This is a genomic window from Parabacteroides sp. HGS0025, assembly GCF_000969845.1.
Classification (GTDB): Bacteria; Bacteroidota; Bacteroidia; order Bacteroidales; family Tannerellaceae; genus Parabacteroides; species Parabacteroides gordonii.
In genome coordinates this window covers 536,264-550,102 of record NZ_KQ033902.1, presented here as the reverse complement: position 1 = coordinate 550,102, position 13,839 = coordinate 536,264, and the positions used below count along the sequence as shown (strand labels likewise).

General features: G+C 47.3%; 10 protein-coding genes. 2 read left to right on the top strand and 8 right to left on the bottom strand.

From position 1 onward, the window contains the following. Nucleotide 1: 1 nt before the first annotated feature. From HMPREF1212_RS01885 to secDF, 8 genes are all read right to left on the bottom strand, one after another. Nucleotides 2-1,303, bottom strand: a complete 1,302-nt coding sequence (locus HMPREF1212_RS01885; RefSeq protein WP_046148231.1) for a porin family protein — start codon at nt 1,301-1,303, stop codon at nt 2-4. Further along, on the bottom strand, nt 1,300-1,851 hold the full coding sequence (locus HMPREF1212_RS01880) for an RNA polymerase sigma factor (protein ID WP_028729759.1): 552 nt from the start codon (nt 1,849-1,851) through the stop codon (nt 1,300-1,302). The genes HMPREF1212_RS01885 and HMPREF1212_RS01880 overlap by 4 nt, the downstream gene beginning before the upstream one ends. Before the next feature lie 689 nt (nt 1,852-2,540). Further along, nucleotides 2,541-4,031, bottom strand: coding sequence for a histidine ammonia-lyase (hutH, locus tag HMPREF1212_RS01875; RefSeq protein ID WP_028729761.1), 1,491 nt, complete (start codon nt 4,029-4,031; stop codon nt 2,541-2,543). Nucleotides 4,032-4,033: 2 nt separating this feature from the next. Beyond that, a complete protein-coding gene (locus HMPREF1212_RS01870) occupies nt 4,034-4,657 on the bottom strand; it encodes a cyclodeaminase/cyclohydrolase family protein (RefSeq protein WP_028729762.1) in 624 nt (207 codons plus the stop codon). Between the two features lie 43 nt (nt 4,658-4,700). Then, on the bottom strand, nt 4,701-5,951 hold the full coding sequence (gene hutI, locus HMPREF1212_RS01865) for an imidazolonepropionase (protein WP_028729763.1): 1,251 nt from the start codon (nt 5,949-5,951) through the stop codon (nt 4,701-4,703). Between the two features lie 3 nt (nt 5,952-5,954). Next, entirely contained in the window at nt 5,955-6,860 is a 906-nt protein-coding gene (gene ftcD / locus HMPREF1212_RS01860; RefSeq protein ID WP_046148230.1) for a glutamate formimidoyltransferase, read from the bottom strand. 4 nt (nt 6,861-6,864) lie between these two features. Further along, nucleotides 6,865-8,862 (bottom strand): urocanate hydratase, encoded by a 1,998-nt coding sequence (locus HMPREF1212_RS01855; protein WP_046148229.1) that lies wholly within the window; start codon nt 8,860-8,862, stop codon nt 6,865-6,867. A 183-nt stretch (nt 8,863-9,045) separates the two neighbouring features. Next, nucleotides 9,046-12,072 (bottom strand): protein translocase subunit SecDF, encoded by a 3,027-nt coding sequence (gene secDF, locus HMPREF1212_RS01850; RefSeq protein WP_046148228.1) that lies wholly within the window; start codon nt 12,070-12,072, stop codon nt 9,046-9,048. 170 nt (nt 12,073-12,242) lie between these two features. Here secDF and HMPREF1212_RS01845 point away from each other — a divergent pair, with 170 nt between their 5' ends. Further along, on the top strand, nt 12,243-13,265 hold the full coding sequence (locus HMPREF1212_RS01845; RefSeq protein WP_046148227.1) for a DUF4468 domain-containing protein: 1,023 nt from the start codon (nt 12,243-12,245) through the stop codon (nt 13,263-13,265). Further along, nucleotides 13,253-13,822 carry a DUF4468 domain-containing protein gene (locus tag HMPREF1212_RS01840; RefSeq protein WP_028729768.1) on the top strand — a complete coding sequence of 190 codons (570 nt, stop codon included), beginning with the start codon at nt 13,253-13,255 and terminating at the stop codon, nt 13,820-13,822. Before HMPREF1212_RS01845 ends, HMPREF1212_RS01840 begins: the two co-directional genes overlap by 13 nt. The last annotated feature ends 17 nt before the right edge of the window (nt 13,823-13,839 follow it).

The window sequence follows — 13,839 nt, the reverse complement described above, 5'->3', positions numbered from 1 at the left end:
ATCAAAAAGCAAATCTAACTCCGAATTGCACCGATGCACAGAGTGGCTGCTCTTTCCGGATCGTCTCAACCACACTCTTATCATCAAAATAATAGGCGATACCGGGTTCGGCATAGATACTGACGGGTTTAGAAATATCATATTGTACACCCAACGAAGCCAAAGCGGACAACTGCACCTTGTTCACATCAAGATCAGTCTTGCTTTTACGTTCCCGGACGTTATTCAGGTAATAATTGGTATTCAGGCTACCGTCCACACACATTTCGGCCATTCCTCCGGCAGAAGCATAAACCGACAAACGGTCTTTCTTCCACAAGGTATAATTCACTTTCAAAGGAATACCCAGGTAATGCAAACGTTGTTCCTGCGAATAGAAGTCCACTTCACCGGCCGAAAGTTCCGACGAGAGGAAGGTATAAACCAACCCGCTCTCCACCGATAACCGGTCGTTGATCTTCTTCTTCACCGTAAGCCCCGCCGAAAGAGGGAACTTATGCTTTATCTTCGTTCCCGTGGGCTTCTGATAGTTAGCCGCTGCGATCTGTTCAAACATGGAATAGTCACCCGGATCCCGGAAGTTCGACGCATTCGAAGCCACACTCTTCATGTAATCTTCAAAAGTTCCCGAACCCGGGTTATTATTCACACTTACATCCGAACGCGTTGCCGAACCATTCAACATCTGTAATCCTCCCGTAGCAGAAGAATGACGATCAAACATATTTCCGGCGTATAAACCGAATGTCCACCCTTTGCCGGACGAAGACTTCTTCTTCGGCAACGGCTCATAATTCCTCTCCGGAACATAGTCGTACTGACCGCTATGTTCCACAACCGAACGGCTGTTAGAATTATTTGCCACGACATCCCCTTCTCCCACCTCTGCATGGAAATAAGCAGAGATAGACATATAAATTTCCGACACCGTTTCAGTCAGTCCCGGTAATTCCGGTTCTTTCTTTTGCACGGTAGCCACCAGTTGTTTTGCTGCCGGTTGCGGTTTCACATCCTCCGCCGGAACAAAAGCCGGAGTAGGCATACCACTTCCTTGTTCAGCAGGAAGAACGATATCCGACAAGACCGGTTCCATCTCCTTATCTATCCCCATAAAGTAAAGAGACGAACCTAAAACCGCCAAAAAAGACACTGCTGCCGCCAACCAACGATAAGGGAAGCGACGGACCTGCGGAGTAGCAGAGAACGCTGCTTCGAGCTTTTCCCAACCATCCTCCGGCAACGGTAGCTGATAATCAATCTCCCGCATCCGGTATTCCTGTATTAATTTATCTTCCATTTTCATCTTCCGGCTTCTTTCTGAATGTAATCATTTACTTTCTTTACCAGCATTGCTTTTGCCCGACACAGTTGCGACGATGATGATCGTTCGTTTATATGTAAGAGCTCGGCAATCTCTTTATGACTTCGTTCTTCAAATGTATATAAGTTAAACACTGTACGGTAACCCGTCGGTAACTCCTGGACGAATTGCATCAGAACCGATGTTGGGATCTGTTCGATCTCCTCCGGCGGATCCTCTTCTGTTTCAGCAATCATATCAAGGGGGACTATTTGTTTGAGTACATCCTTCTTCCGAAGATACTCGAGTGCCGTATTCACAAAAATACGGCTCATCCACGCTTTTAGGCTCCCTTCCCCACGATACGTAAAACCGGAGCAGGATGAAAAGACTTTCAGAAATCCGTCATGCAACAGATCGTAAGCCACGTCCATACCTCCTGTATACCGGTAACAAATGCTTAACATTTGTTTGGCATAAGTATCGTAGAGTTCTTTACGGGCTGCATTCGCACCCCGCATACACTGCCTTATCAGTTCTTCTTCACCCATCAACGCCGCGCGTGTTTATTATGTAAATGTATTGACTGCGGAAATACTGCATGCGATTTTTATTTTTTTCTGCAAAGAACCGAAATAAAGTGCAGATTTCCTCTAAATGTTTCACCGAAAGTGCCTTCATCGCCTTCATTATGTCTTTGGCTATTAATTAACAACCGATCACAGATGAAGCCATTATACCCTTTTGCCTTCATAGTATCCTTCAGAAGAAATAGAAAAACTATAGACACGGGAAAATACCGATGCCAAAAGCTAAGGACTTAATTCACTACAACTAAGTCCTTAGCATAAGACTATTAAACATTTAGGTCTGCTATTTGATAAGTGAAAGGCTTATCATACAGAAAAGTAAGGCAAGCCTTACTTTTTCGTAATCTATACCTTACTTATTTGTAAAACAGGCCTTACTCTTATGAAATTAAGGAACAAAGAGATTAATAGTAATGACGTGAAGGCTTAGCTATCATGAGGAAAGGGCTTAGTGTTCGTTAGCTAATTGTTTTATCAGAAGGTGAAAATAGGGAGATATGATATGGATAATGGAGATCGACAAAGAATAATGAAGGCGTATGAAGGCTACATGAAAGCCAAAAGAGCAAATGCCTTCATCAGTATCCGGTTGTTTATCAAGGGACAAAGGACACGATGAAGGCATGAAGGCTAGTTCTGGGATTATCTCTTTACAGCGGGTGCCTGCGCAGGAAGGCAACCGTGCGGTGGATTTCGGTGTACATCACGATGTCGTCCTCTATAAAAGGAACTTCTTTGCGGAAGTCTTTCAGGAACTTTTCGAGGACAGGGGATGTTTTGGCCGGACGACGGAATTCTATTCCCTGAGCGGCATTCATCAACTCGATGGCCAGGATAAGATCGAGGTTATCCATGATCTTGAAGAGTTTGATCGCGGCATTCGCACCCATGCTGACGTGGTCTTCCTGTCCGTTGCTGGATACGATCGAGTCGCTGCTGGCGGCATAGCAGTACATTTTGTTCTGGCTCACCATGCTCGCGGCTGCATATTGCGGGATCATAAAACCGGAGTTCAGGCCGGGATTGGCAACAAGGAATTCGGGCAAGCCGCGAAGTCCCATGATCAGTTGAGCCACACGCCGTTCGGAGATATTACCCAGTTCGGCCAGGGCAATAGCCAGGAAATCGTACGAGATCGCCAAAGGCTGGCCGTGGAAGTTTCCGCCGGAGATGATCTTGTCCTCGTCCGGGAAAATGGTCGGGTTGTCTGTCACCGAGTTTATTTCGGTCAGCAGTACGCCGGAGACATAGTTGATAGCATCCTTCGTCGCCCCGTGTACCTGCGGGATACAGCGGAAGGAATAAGGATCCTGCACATGTTCCTTCTTGCGGTTGATCAACTCGCTTCCTTCAAGATATTCACGGAAAGCGGCACCCGTTTCTATCTGTCCCGGATGAGGACGTATCTGCTGGATGCAATCCATAAACGGATCGATACGCCCGTCGAACGCTTCCAGGGATAAGGCAGCAATCATATCAGCCCTTTTCGAAAGGCGGAAAGCGCGCATCAGGGCAAAGACACCGTTGGCGCTCATAAACTGCGTACCGTTCAGCAAGGCCAATCCCTCTTTACTCTTCAGGCGAACCGGTTTCCAGGCAAACTCATCCAGCACGCTGATCGCTTCGCGTTTCTTTCCTTTATAATAGACATCCCCTACACCGATAAGCGGGAGAAAGAGGTTTGCCAACGGAGCCAGGTCGCCGGAAGCACCCAGCGAGCCACGGTCGTAAACGATCGGCAAGACATCATTGTTGAAGAAATCGAGGATGCGCTGTACGGTAATGACCTGCACCCCACTATGCCCAAGCGATAAGGCATGCGCCTTCAGCAACATCATCAACCGGACAATAACAGGACTTACCTCGTCGCCTACGCTGCAGGCATGGCTTTTCACCAGGTTCTCCTGCAAGGTGCTGAGTTCGTCGGACGAGATATTCTTGTTACACAACGAGCCGAAGCCGGTCGTGATACCGTAAAGCGGCCCATCCTGCTGCTCGATCTTCCGGTCGAGGTAGTCGCGGCAGTTCTGGATACGGGCACGCACTTCGGGTGTCAGTTCGAGCTTCATATTCTGGGTAAGTATCTGCTCTATACTTTCGAAAGTAAGAGGCTCGGAACCTACATAATAGACATTACCCATAATCATAATATTGTTTTAACCCAATCAAGCAGCTTCGTTTCGATACGGATCGCTTCGGCTTCCAGAAAGTCGGCTTTCTCCTGCATCCGTTTCACAAATGCTTCATCCTTGATCGAGCCCAGGTTGATACGGACATTCAGCAAAGCACCCAATACACAGGTACGGGCAGCCATCATGGCGACACAGGCATCGGTAACGGCATTGCGGTTCCCCTTATGTGCCACATAGATAATCGTTTCCATCACCGAGGCCACCTCTTCGGCGACCTGCATGGGAACCAGGGCAGCCTCTTTGGTCGCATCCTGGATAGCTTGGCTACGTTCGGCGATCTGCTCTTCCGTCTCTTTCGGGAGTTTGAAGGCGGCAAACACACGGTCGTAGGCTTCACTATCGCGGTCGATGTCGCGGACAAGCCGTTCGCGGATAAGGGCGGCTTCGGTGGCGATCGTTTTCATCTGTCCTTCCACGTCGGCATATTTCTTTTTCCCGATCGTCAGGTTCGCCACCATTTCCGTCAATGAAGTAGCAATGGCTCCGTTCAGGGCGGAGATGCTTCCTCCGCCGGGAACAGGCGCGTTACTGGCTGTTTCGGCCAAAAATCCTTTTATTGTCAAGTCTACCAGCATAGTATAATTTATTTAAGGTGTTAAACAATGAATAACCTATTTCTCAGATCATATAGATAATACCGTCCTTGATGACCGTATCCACAATATTCATTCCCACATTGTAAGGCAGGAACTTATAAGACGGATACTTCAGCAAAACCAGGTCGGCTTTCTTTCCTACATCGATACTACCGATCTTACCCGCACGCCCCAAAGCGGCTGCCCCGTTTATAGTGAGTGCGGTAACAGCTTCTTCCACTGTCAGTTTCATCTTGATGCAGGCCAGAGCGAACAGCATCGGGATGGAACAGGAGAAACTGCTGCCGGGATTATAGTCGGAAGCCAGCGCTACGGCACAGCCGGCATCTATCATTTCACGCCCGCGGGCAAACGGTTCGTCCAGTGAAAAGGCGGTAAGCGGAAGCAAGGTAGCGATCACTCCGCTACGTGCCATTCGTCTTATTCCTTCGTCGGAAGCATGCAGGAGATGGTCGGCACTAACTACTTTCAGTTTAGCGGCCAGTTCGGCACCTCCCAGCGAGACGATCTCGTCGGCATGCATTTTCAGTTTGAAACGTTGGCTTCTGGCTGCACGGAGCAGGCGTTCGCTTTGTTTCAGGGAGAATACGCCTTGTTCGCAAAAGACGTCACAGAAAGTAACGGTTCTCTCCAACCGGAGTTCGGGCAGTACCTGCTCGATCATATAAGTGATATAGTCGTCCGTCTGATGGGTATATTCGGGTGGGGTGGCGTGAGCGCCGAGATAGGTGGAGACAACATCCACCGGATGCTCCTCGTTCAGGTCGGCCATGACGCGCAACTGCCGCAACTCCGTTTCGAAATCGAGACCATAACCGCTTTTCCCTTCTACGGTGGTGACGCCCATATCAAGCATTTCGTCCAGCCGTTCGTAACCGATGCCCCACAGTGTCTCGAAGTCGCATTCGCGGGTAGCGTTGACCGTGTTGACTATACCGCCGCCACGTTCCATGATCGACATATAACTGTCTCCTTTCTGCCGCCAGGAGAACTCTTCTTCCCGGTAACCACCGAATACAAAATGGGTATGACTGTCCACAAAGCCGGGCAACAACGCTCTGCCGGAGGCATCTATCTCCAGATATTCATCCACATCCACCTGCCGCAATATATCTTTCGTCCGTCCGACATGTGTGATTATACCGCCGGAAACGACTACCGCCCCGTCTTCAATAACATGCAGGTCGGACATTTCCGCCCCTCTTTTCGCTTCAAAACCGGAACAGGTTACGACCTGCGACGCATTTCTTATAAGTAATTTATCTCCTTTCATGTTTTATTCCATTATTCTTGCTTCCAGTACCTGATTCATTGTAAAGTTCTCCAATCCCAGATAATAAGAAGCTGTATCTATCAATGCTTCCATCGGAACAAGCCCGATTATCTCACTACCGACTACCGGCACCCCGTAGCGGCGTGCTTCTACTTTTACCAGCTCGAAAGCACGGTAGAGGGCGGTACGGGTATAGTCCGTCATATTTATGGAGACTTGCGTGATACCCCGTTCTTTCAGTTCCACCCCCATTGCCTTGCAATAACGCAAGCCGCCGCCTATGAAGCGTATCTTTTTCGCAATATCGCTGGCAATCTCCAGATTGGCCGTACCGAGATTCACGTTATAAGCCACCAGCGGCATACGGGCACCTACGGCAACTGTTCCGGCTGTCGGGTGACGTTCGGCCGGGCCAAAATCGGGTTGCCACTCCGGTAGCTTGATCTTCTCCGCCATTCCTTCGAACTCGCCTTTCCTGACAGCTGCCAGGTTTTCCCGGTGAGGAGCCGAAGCCGACTTTTCATACAGGAACACAGGCACATTGTACAATGCGGCAATCTGTTCGCCTACTTCTTTCGACAAGGCTATTGCTTCCTCCATCGTACATCCTTTGATCGGGATGAACGGCACGACATCGACCGCTCCCATTCGCGGATGCTGCCCGCTATGGCGGGTCAGGTCGATCAGCGCAACTGCCTGCCCTATGGCTTCCAGCAACGCGGCTTTCAAGGCTTCCGGCTCACCGACAACAGTTACCACCAGACGATTGTGATCTTCGTCATTACTATAATCTAACAGTTTTACTCCTTGTTTGGCTCTGAATGGCTCTATTATTTTTTCTATCTTTCCCAAGTCCCTTCCTTCGCTAAAATTGGGGACACATTCCATAATTTTACTCCAATTGCTCATAACTTCAGGTATTTAAAGAGGTCTTTATTATTTGATGTATCAATTCTTCCTCTGGAATATAAGGAAGTGTAATATGATACTGATCTTCATTATTCTGATTGAACACTTCGCAAGTCTCGATCGCATGCGGGTTGCGTGCCCATGAACGGCGCGCAACACCACCCATAACATCCCACAGCATGGCGGAACGTAAGATGTCGTCTACCCGCTCGCTTCCGTCGAGCACCATACCGAAACCGCCGTTTATGGCTTTGCCGATCCCTACGCCTCCTCCGTTATGAAGGGCGACCAGGCTCATGCCACGGGCTGCATTCCCGGCAAAGCATTGCACGGCCATATCCGCCATCACATTGCTACCGTCGTAAATGTTGGATGTCTCCCGGAAGGGCGAGTCTGTTCCGCTTACATCGTGGTGGTCGCGTCCCAGCATGACAGGGCCGATCTCACCCTCGCGTACCATCCGGTTAAAGCGGAGAGCGATCTTCAGCCGTCCTTCGGCATCCTGATACAGAATACGGGCTTGTGTGCCGACTACCAAACGGTTCTTTTCGGCATCGCGTATCCAGTTATAGTTATCCCGGTCTTGCCCGCGACGATCCGGATCGATGCAGTCCATCGCTGCATGGTCTGTCTTTATCAGGTCTTCGTGCTTACCGCTCAGGCATACCCAGCGGAAAGGGCCGTAGCCGTAATCGAACAATTCGGGGCCCATAATATCTTCTACGTAAGAAGGCCAGATAAAACCGTCTTTCTCGTCAATGCCGTTCCGGGATATTTCTTTCACTCCGGCATCGTAAATCGCTTTCATAAAAGAGTTTCCGTAATCAAAGAAGTAAGTACCGGCGGCAACCAGTTTCTTTATTATTTCATAATGCCGGCATAGAGAACGGTTCACCAAGGTGCAGAATGCATCATGATCACCCGACAGCAGGCGGGTTCGTTCTTCAAAAGAGATACCTACCGGACAATAGCCACCTTCGTAAGCGGCATGGCAGGAAGTCTGATCGCTCAACAGGTCGATATGAATGGATGCTTCCCCGGCATACTCCAACAGGTCGACAATGTTTCCGTGATAAGCGATTGAAACAGGTTCCCTGGCCGCCTGTGCTTCTTTTGCCAGACGGAAAGCTTCCGCTTTATCATCCGTAACCAACTGAACCCACCCTTGCGAACGTCGTGTCTCTATTCGGGACTGGTCTACTTCGGCAACAATACAGGCGGCTCCGGCTATAACCGCAGCTTTGGGTTGTGCACCACTCATGCCGCCCAGACCGGATGAAACAAACAAATGTCCCCGAAGATCTTTATCCTGCGGTATGCCCAGTTTCAGGCGTCCTGCATTCAGCAATGTATTGAATGTTCCGTGAACGATGCCTTGCGGGCCGATATACATCCACCCTCCGGCTGTCATCTGGCCGTAATTGGCCACTCCCATCTGTGCGGCAATATGCCAGTCTTTCTGGTTGTCGAACATTCCCACCATCATCGAGTTGGTTATGATCACCCGGGGAGCTTCCGGCTTCGAACGGAATAGTCCCAGCGGATGGCCCGACTCGATAACCAGGGTTTGCTCCTGTGTCATCACCTCCAGGTATTTCCTGATGAGCCGGTATTGCATCCAGTTCTGGCAAACCTGTCCGGTTTCACCGTAGGTTACCAGCTCATACGGATACAAGGCGATGTCGAAACACAGGTTATTATCTATCATCACCTGAAAGGCTTTCCCTTCCAGGCAGTTCCCTTTATATTCTTCAATGGGACGTGCTTTCAGGTCTCCTTCCGGACGGTAGCGGTACCCGTATATCCTTCCACGGGTCAACAGTTCGTCCATAAATTCGGGAGCAAGCGTTGCATGAAGTTCTTTGGGTACGTACCTTAAAGCATTTTTCAATGCCGTTTCGGTCTGCGCGGGCGTAAGCGTATAACCGCGATCAGGAGCGCGGCGGATACCGGCAACAAAAGATGGATATTCCGGCAATTGGCGATCAAGATGTATTTGCATAACTGATGACTTTTTATCTGTTACTTACAATCTGTCAGAAAAACATCGTATAAGTGGCCTACAAGGTAACTATTTCCTTACGTCCGAACAATTTCACTTATATGTTTAGAAGCATAATAAAAGCAAGAAAAAAGGCCGCCTCGTGATGAGGCAGCCTTTTTTATATCTTATGATCAGCTATTTTTACTTAGCTAATTCAGCTGCAGCTTTCTTATTGATCTTTCTCTTCTGCAATTCGTATGCGATCGGAGTAGCAATAAACAATGTTGCATAAGTACCCACAACGATACCCAACAGGATAGCGAACGTAAAGCTACGGATCGTGCTACCACCCAGGATAAAGATACACAGTACAACAACCAATGTCGTTAATGATGTATTGAATGTACGAGACAATGTTGAGTTCAAAGCATCATTGATCACCTGGTAACGGTCGCGCTTCGGATACAGACCGATCGTTTCACGGATACGGTCGAATACAACCACGGTATCATTGATAGAGTAACCGATAATCGTCAGGATAGCCGCGATAAATGTCTGGTCGACTTCCATTGAGAACGGTAACAGTTTCCATAATAATGTATAGAAAGAAATGATACACAATGTTGTTACTGCCACTGACGCAAATGCTCCTACGGAGAATGACCAGTCGCGGAAACGAAGCAGGATATAAGCAGCCATACAGAACATCGCGAAGATAACGGCCATGATAGCACTATTCTTGATGTCGTCAGCCATACTCGGCCCTACCTTCTGTGAACTCTGGATATAAGTTGTTGTAAACTGTTCCAGTGTTGTTCCCTGCGGAAGCAACGGTTTAACGCCTTCAAACAATAATGATTCGATTTCCTGGTCTACTGCAGGATCTGCATCATCGATCTTATAGTTCGTTGAAACACGAACCTGATCCGGAGTACCGATAGTGATAACGCTTACAGCACCGTCCAGTTGGGCATCCAACATATCACGAACTTCGTCAGTCTTCACATCCTGATCGAAACGAACGATATAGTTACGTCCACCGGTGAAGTCGATACCGTTGTTCAAACCGATCGTCATCATAGATACAGCTCCCAACAGGATGATAACAGCAGGAATAATATAACCTACCTTACGTGCACCTAGGAAGTTAATCTTCGGATTGGTCAACAGGTCTTTTGTGATTGAAGTTACAAACGTTACATTCTTCAGTTTATCTTTAGCCAGTAATGCTTCGTAAACGATACGAGTCAGGAAGACTGCAGTAAGGAAAGAAGCGAACAGACCGATGATCATCGTAGTTGCGAAACCACGGATAGGCCCTGTACCGAAGTAGAACAATACAACACCGGTAATGATAGATGTCAAGTTCGAGTCGAAGATAGCAGAGAACGCATTGCTGTAACCGTCGGCAATAGCCTTACCTAACGATTTTCCGGCACGAAGCTCTTCTTTCGTACGTTCATAGATCAACACGTTAGCATCCACCGCCATACCCAGCGTCAACACCATACCGGCGATACCCGGCAAAGTAAGTACAGCCTGGAAAGAAGCAAGGATACCCATTGTAAAGAAGATGTTCAACACCAGTGCACCGTCTGCAATCAGACCCGGGATAATTCCGTAGAATGCACACATATAAATCATCAACAGGATCAAAGCCAGTGCAAATGAGATAACACCTGAGCTGATAGCTTCCTGACCCAGTGACGGACCGACAACGTCTTCCTGTACGATATGTACTGAAGCAGCCATCTTACCTGATTTCAAGACGTTTGCTAAGTCCTTCGCTTCTTCCGGAGTGAAGTGACCTGTGATAGAAGAACGTCCACCGGTAATTTCGTCGTTTACGTTCGGAGCGGAATAAACCATATCATCCAAAACGATAGCGATAGACTTACCGATATTTTCTTTTGTCAAACGAGCCCATGCTTTAGCACCTTCTGCGTTCATGCTCATGCTAACCTGTTGTTCTGAACGACCAACCTGCTGAACGAAGTCAGCGTTAGCATCCGTTACTACGTCACCACCTAAAGCAGGTGAACCGTCACGGTTAGTAACCTTGATTGCATATAATTCGAAGTACTGTTCTTTTTCATCCATTGCCTTAACACCCCATTTCAAAGAGAGGTTACGAGGCAATACGTCTTTTACCTGTTTCATAGCCAGGTATTCGTTGATCTTAGGAATGTCTCTTACATTAGCCACACCCACAGAAGCACCACGGCCTAACTGACCGTTATACTGGTTGATCTGCAGCAAGGCAAACAACGGATGCTGTTTAGCAAACTCTTCCATTGACTGGTTTGCCTGCGCTTCCGGTTTATCCTGAGCGATCTTAGCCAACAAAGAGTCAGCTTCGTTTGTATTTTCACCTTCGGCAACGGCTGTTTCTGTTACAGTCGTATCATTGCCATCAGCAGATACACTTTCTGTTTCAGTAGCAACAGCTTCGTCGTTGTGTTCTTTCAGTACAGTAGCCAAAATGTTATCGGCAGCAACCAACTGCTGATAAATTTCCGGCAACTGGTAAGTTTCCCAGAACTCCAGGTTTGCACTACCCTGCAACAATTTACGAACACGTTCCGGCTCTTTCACACCCGGAAGTTCCACCAGGATACGACCTGCTGTTTCCAGACGCTGAATGTTCGGAGATACCACACCGAAACGGTCGATACGGGTACGCAATACGTTGAATGAATTATCGATAGCACTTTTCAACTCTTCTTTCAATACAGAAACAACCTGAGCATCTGTGCTCTGCGGAGTAATTTTATCTTTCAACTCAAAAGTACTGAATATGGCAGACAAACGTGCGCCACTGTCCAGGTTCTTGTACTCTTCTGCAAACAGATCGATAAAGTCTTTCTGACTGGTTGCCTGGCGAGCATAAGCCGCTGTTAAGGCTTTGTTGAAGTTCTCATCCTGATTATTGTTTGAAAGCGAACGGATTACGTCGGCCACATTCAATTCCAGAACGACGTTCATACCGCCTTTCAGGTCAAGTCCTAAACTAATTTCCATTTCACGGCACTGCTTGAGCGTATAGCCCAACCACACCTTTTGAGTAGATAATGAGTCTAAATAAAGACTCTCTTTCGACGGATCCCCCCCTGCATACTCAGCGGCTTTGTTGTTGTAGTATCTTGTTACAAATGAGAACGATAGATAGAACAAACATACAAGCGTAAGTAACACCGCGAAGACCCTTACAAATCCCTTGTTTTGCATTTGAATCTTGAGTTTATGTTATTACATTATTATTTTTCGTTTTTTCACAGGGTGCAAATATAGGCTTTTTTTCTTTGTCTTATAGTAATTAGAATAATTATTTGTCACACTCATAGTTAATTTCGAGTACAATTATATATCTTTGCCAGTAAAAAAACACAGAATTCACCATGAAACATCTCTTATTATTCCTTTTATTTATTCCTTCTCTGCTCATGGCGCAGGAGGATCAGAAGTATTTAGCCGGTGCCGTAACTGAAGATGACGGCAAAGTAGTATTTACCAAAGAGATAAGTATACCATCCCTTTCAAAGGATCAGATTTACGACATCATGTACTCGTGGGCACAGAAATACTTTAGTGAAGACGGACGCCGCCTGGTTTATTCCGATAAAGAGAAAGGCGATATTGCCGCTATCGGCGAAGAATATCTGGTATTCCAGAGCACAGCCCTGTCGCTTGACCGTACATTGATGAACTATCGCGTAACGATCGAATGCGAGAACAATGCCGCCATAATCAAGATGTCGGGCATTCGTTACGAATACAATGTCTCTTACCAGCGCGATCCGGAAAAGTACACGGCAGAAGAATGGATCACAGACAAATTTGCATTGAACAAGAAGAAAGACAAGTTGAACCGTGGCAATGGCAAGTTCCGTCGTAAAACCATCGATTTCGCAGACGATATGTTCAAGAGTGCCGATGCAGCCTTCGGTATCCAGCCGGCAGGCGTTGTCGCTCCTGCTTATGCAGTGGCTCCTGTACAGCAGCAAGCAGCTCCCGCAACAGTTCCCGCACAGCAGATAGCTAAAGCTCCCGTCAGCAACAACACCGAAGTATGCCAGGGACTTACCGCCTTTGAACCGGATAAAGTACCGTCTACCTTGCTGAATATGTTACCGGAAAGTAAGATGCAGGTTACTCCGGGCGACAATGATAAATTAGTGGAACATTATGCCACCTGGAAAGAGATGGGCAAAATGTTCGGAAAGAACATCGCTTCGATCTCCATCAGTCCGGACAGCGAAGTATACAAAGCAGTTAAAGATAACGACTTCTATACAATCTCTTTCTCCAAGAAAGATGATCCTGAAACCTGGTTTATGATCCAGTGTATCAAACAAGGGGAATCAACCGAAGGAACACAAAAGATCATTATCGGCGAAATTCTTAACGTATGGATCAGATAAGTATGAAGATGACGAAGAATATATTATTCCTGTTGTTACTGATGTGTCCCTTGCTCTCGATGGCACAGGGACACAAAGGTTCTGTAGAATCATGCGCTCCCATGAAAAACGGGAAAGTATGCTACAGTGATGAAGTCGATGCAGAAGGCATGAAAAAGGGTGAGTTGTTCAATGCCATCGACAAGTGGGCCAGAAAAACTTACGGAAAGGATGTATTCCTGTCGAGCGTTACGTCCAGCAAATCGAAAGGGACGATCAATATAAACTCGAAAGTCGAATTACTTCTGAACGATACGGATAAAACGATCGTTAAGTACAAAATGAGAATATACTGCCACGACGAGAAATACAATATCGAACTGTCAGATATTTCTTACCAGTACGATCCTATGAATGAAAAGAAATATAAGACCTATCCGGCAGAGAATGTTATAGCGAACAATGGCAAGTCAAACACCATTGCTGTCATTAAAGATCCTCTGTTATTCTGCAATGCAACTTTCTTCTTTGCTGAGAATTTATTCGGGGAAGTATTCGACGCGACACAGGAAGATTAAACACCGCGTCCTATATA

Excerpts from the sequence above, each read along its gene's own strand:
- ftcD (WP_046148230.1), bottom strand. The coding sequence starts at position 6,860 with ATGAGCAATTGGAGTAAAATTATGGAATGTGTCCCCAATTTTAGCGAA.
- secDF (WP_046148228.1), bottom strand. The coding sequence starts at position 12,072 with ATGCAAAACAAGGGATTTGTAAGGGTCTTCGCGGTGTTACTTACGCTT.
- hutI (WP_028729763.1), bottom strand. The coding sequence starts at position 5,951 with ATGAAAGGAGATAAATTACTTATAAGAAATGCGTCGCAGGTCGTAACC.
- HMPREF1212_RS01855 (WP_046148229.1), bottom strand. The coding sequence starts at position 8,862 with ATGCAAATACATCTTGATCGCCAATTGCCGGAATATCCATCTTTTGTT.
- HMPREF1212_RS01845 (WP_046148227.1), top strand. The coding sequence starts at position 12,243 with ATGAAACATCTCTTATTATTCCTTTTATTTATTCCTTCTCTGCTCATG.
- HMPREF1212_RS01870 (WP_028729762.1), bottom strand. The coding sequence starts at position 4,657 with ATGCTGGTAGACTTGACAATAAAAGGATTTTTGGCCGAAACAGCCAGT.
- hutH (WP_028729761.1), bottom strand. The coding sequence starts at position 4,031 with ATGGGTAATGTCTATTATGTAGGTTCCGAGCCTCTTACTTTCGAAAGT.
- HMPREF1212_RS01840 (WP_028729768.1), top strand. The coding sequence starts at position 13,253 with ATGGATCAGATAAGTATGAAGATGACGAAGAATATATTATTCCTGTTG.
- HMPREF1212_RS01880 (WP_028729759.1), bottom strand. The coding sequence starts at position 1,851 with ATGGGTGAAGAAGAACTGATAAGGCAGTGTATGCGGGGTGCGAATGCA.
- HMPREF1212_RS01885 (WP_046148231.1), bottom strand. The coding sequence starts at position 1,303 with ATGAAAATGGAAGATAAATTAATACAGGAATACCGGATGCGGGAGATT.